This is a genomic window from Gammaproteobacteria bacterium (assembly GCA_027296625.1).
In the GTDB taxonomy this organism is placed as follows: domain Bacteria; phylum Pseudomonadota; class Gammaproteobacteria; order JAKEHO01; family JAKEHO01; genus JAKEHO01.
Window position 1 is genome coordinate 1 of the sequence record JAPUIX010000041.1, and the last position, 3535, is coordinate 3535.

The window sequence follows — 3535 nt, forward strand, 5'->3', positions numbered from 1 at the left end:
CTATCCAAACACAGCGTGCTCCAGAAACACTAGCGCGGCCGGGTGAGCGCGGGCCACAGTAATCGACGCGTTTTACGATTACCTCTCGCAGTGTATTCACATTCCGATATGTATCCCCCTGATGGGGCTGCATTGCTGACGGGATAAGCTCACGCGACCCCGCGCAGTTAGTGGCGATCAACATTATGCCAATCAATCCTAATCGTAACATACTTTACTTACGCTTTGCGATCGAGTTTTAGAAAGTAATGATTCTAGTACTTGACGTGATACCGTGTCCACCAGTAGGGGTGTTCTCATTTTTGCACTTCCGCTTTGAACCCCGTTTCTTCTAGGTTAACCTTCTCCACTTGACCATGGTCGGCAAGAGCCTATCCCATTACAAGATCCTCGAAGAACTTGGCCGCAGCGACAGGGGAATGGATACACGGACGGATGATATGTCGATTGGTGATACCCTGACGAGAACCGAATAGCCACGTGCCTCTGTTGCACCAAGTCTTTGTGGCTGTTACAAATGTATTAGGTGAGGATCGTATGCGATAAGAATAATTGAGCTCGCAGCGAGAGGTAGGCAGGATTGTCTTGCTGCACGTGGTCCGTAGAAGACCTGTTAGGCCGATCTTGCTGTATTCCAATAACCACAAAGAAGGAGGAAGATCATGAGGCCGAAGATCTGTGTTGCCTGGATCTTGGCGTCGGTGCTTTGGACGTTAGTCGGTTGCCAGCCGGTGCAGGAAAGTGGCGGCCTCGTTTTCGTAGGCGTCAATATCGTCGATGTTAACCAGGGTCAGATCCTGGCAGATTACAGCGTAGTGATTGAGGGCAATCGCATCGTTGAGGTTGGACCATCGGCGCAGGTAAACCCGCCAGCTAGAGTTCAGGTTGTAGACGGTTCAGGCAGGTACCTCATGCCCGGTCTGTGGGACATGCACACCCATTTGTTTGATGTGGATACACCGGGTGCAACGGAAGTCACTTTTCCGCTGCTCGTGGCCAATGGCGTGACTGGCGTTCGGGACACTGGGGCCATGCTTGATTTGCTGTTGTACTGGAGGGATGAGGTGGAATCCGGCCGCGTCATCGGGCCCCGCATTATCGGAACGGGTCGGCTCGTCGACGGCCTCCCCGTTGTTTACCCACTCATGTCGACGATTGTACAGAGCCCCGATGACGGGCGCCAATTGGTCCGATCCCTGGCTCTACGGGGAGCAGACTTCGTCAAAGCCTACGAAATGCTCCGTCCAGAAGTGTTTATGGCGATTGTCGACGAAGCGCAGCGCCGTGGTCTTCCGGTTGCTGCCCACGTCCCGCTGATGGTAGATGCTGGGGATGCCTCGGACGCGGGGGTGCGCAGCTTTGAGCACCTCCGAAATATCGCACTGGCTTGCTCTGAAGATGCCGAAGCATTGCGCAGGAGTCGCACGGAACTCATCGAGGACGGGGCTGGCCGGGTTGGAAAGGAACTTCGATCCGAGATCCATTGGCTCCAGCGTCCCCTTGCGATCGCGAAGTATGACGCTGAACGGTGCGCCGCTCTTCTGGGGCGTCTGGCTCGCAACAACACGTTCCAGGTGCCCACGTTGTTCGTGATGACCGCTCAGACTCAACGTCCTGACAGGGTGAACAGAATTCAAGAAACCTTTCGTTTCGTACCAGAAGTCGATCGCGTAGCCTGGGAGAAGAACTCAACACTGGTGGATAGTTATGGGCCGGAGACCGAATCTCTTCGCGTTGCCTACAAGGACTGGCTTTTCGACCTCGTCCGGCAAATGCGTGACCTGGACGTGCCACTCCTTGCCGGATCTGACATCTCTGTGAGATGGATCGTTCCGGGGTTTAGCCTTCATGAAGAGTTGGCCATTCTCGTTCAGGCAGGATTAACCCCGGGAGAGGCGCTTCAGACCGCAACCGTGAACCCGGCCAAATACTTTGGTCATGTCGATCAGCACGGAGCGATTCGTCCGGGGCTGTTAGCTGATCTTGTGCTGCTAGATGCCGATCCGCTGTCGGATATCAAAAATACGAGTCGCATCCGTGCAGTTGTGGCAGACGGACAATATTTCGATCGGGAATCTCTCGATCGCATGCTCGACGGGATCGCCGTGGCGGTGGCATCTGGAGACTCGGATCGCCCAATGCGGCCTAACGACCCGACGACCACCGAAGATCGTTAAGCGGCAGTCGACTACACGCGAATACCGTAGGCTTTGTGTTAGCTGCGGCACGGCCTAACAACCGATTGGATCTGGCAGATGCCGCTTTTATCGTCTTGACGAAGGATTGAGCGGCCGCTGCAGCTCAATCGTGAACCGTAATGCGCTACCGTCGATATGCTCACGCCCTACCATGAGGCTGCGCGGGGTTAAAAAGCGATCTCACGCCGTGCCAGATGCTTTTTCAAATACCATTCGATAGTGATCGAAAATTTCACGTTCAAAGCAATTCTTGTTCGGGCTGGTGGTCAACAGGGCCCTGATATTGCTGTCAGTAAGATATTTGGGAAGCAGCGACAAGAAAAAAGCGTACTTCTTGAGGTTAAATGACCGGTATCTCTTTTCCCACTGTGTGATGGTTTCAATATAATCCAACCGTCCGCTGCTCTTGCTGAGTAGATTAAAAAAGGGAGCGGCATTTTTAATTACCATCTCCGATCCATAAGGCAACCAGGATCCCGGAAACTGCTTTTCCATTAATGCCAGAATGTAGGCTGCTGAATTCTTGTCGGCATTAATGTCAATATCTTCATAATCGATCATATTTGTGCTGAAGGTCATTGTCTGCAGATAGAGCCGTCCGCCTGGCGGCAGCAAATTAAACACCGTCTGGAAAAATTGTCGGTAGACCTCTTCCTGCTTACCGCTTTTATATTCCTCCACCGAACAGAAATGTTCAAAAGCACCCACGGAAGCCACGGCATCAAAGAGACCGTAGTCTTCCGGTTTCACTTCCAGACAATTCTTGATATAGACCTCCAGCCCATTGTTCTTGCACGCCTTAGCCTGGCCGTCGGAGAGCGTAAGACCGATACACTTCGCTCCAACCTGTTCGGATATGTAAACGACCAGAGGTCCCCAACCGCATCCCATATCCAGCACTCGGCTGTCCGGGGCGATCTTCAAATTTTCCACAACAAAGCGGTGCTTCTCTTCTTGGGCTTCCTCAAGAGTCAGCGAGAAATCTCCATTATACATGGCCCCGCTAAAATCACCCATTTCCCCCATGCTAAGGCGAAAAATTCGGTCAATGGTACTGTATATAAAATCTATGTCTTTCTTATCAGCCATAACGTAATCGATTAGACTAGAACGCAGTTCGGTCCATCAAAAAGCTATACTGTGATCCGTGACTGATCATTTCATTATTTATTATGAGTATTTTTTTACAATGTAACATTTTAACGAATTCTTACAGCCCGTTAAAACAGAGTAACTCTCCTTGAAGTCCCTTCTCACGGTCATGGGGAAGTTGATTGCACTTCCGCCTCAAACCCCGTTTCTTTAGGCTCACCCACCTGATAGCGTGATGGTCGGCG

The 3535-nt window shown here is 51.8% G+C and carries 2 protein-coding genes; one reads left to right on the top strand and one right to left on the bottom strand.

The genetic code is table 11. From position 1 onward, the window contains the following. The first annotated feature begins 662 nt into the window (after positions 1-662). On the top strand, positions 663-2177 hold the full coding sequence (locus tag O6944_02185) for an amidohydrolase family protein (protein MCZ6717948.1): 1515 nt from the start codon (positions 663-665) through the stop codon (positions 2175-2177). Between the two features lie 201 nt (positions 2178-2378). On the opposite strand, the gene O6944_02190 is transcribed toward O6944_02185, so the two are convergent. Next, entirely contained in the window at positions 2379-3287 is a 909-nt protein-coding gene (locus O6944_02190) for a class I SAM-dependent methyltransferase (GenBank protein MCZ6717949.1), read from the bottom strand. Positions 3288-3535: the final 248 nt, after the last annotated feature.

Bases quoted from the DNA above. Each gene is read 5' to 3' on its own strand.
- O6944_02185 (MCZ6717948.1), top strand. From the start codon at position 663: ATGAGGCCGAAGATCTGTGTTGCCTGGATCTTGGCGTCGGTGCTTTGG.
- O6944_02190 (MCZ6717949.1), bottom strand. From the start codon at position 3,287: ATGGCTGATAAGAAAGACATAGATTTTATATACAGTACCATTGACCGA.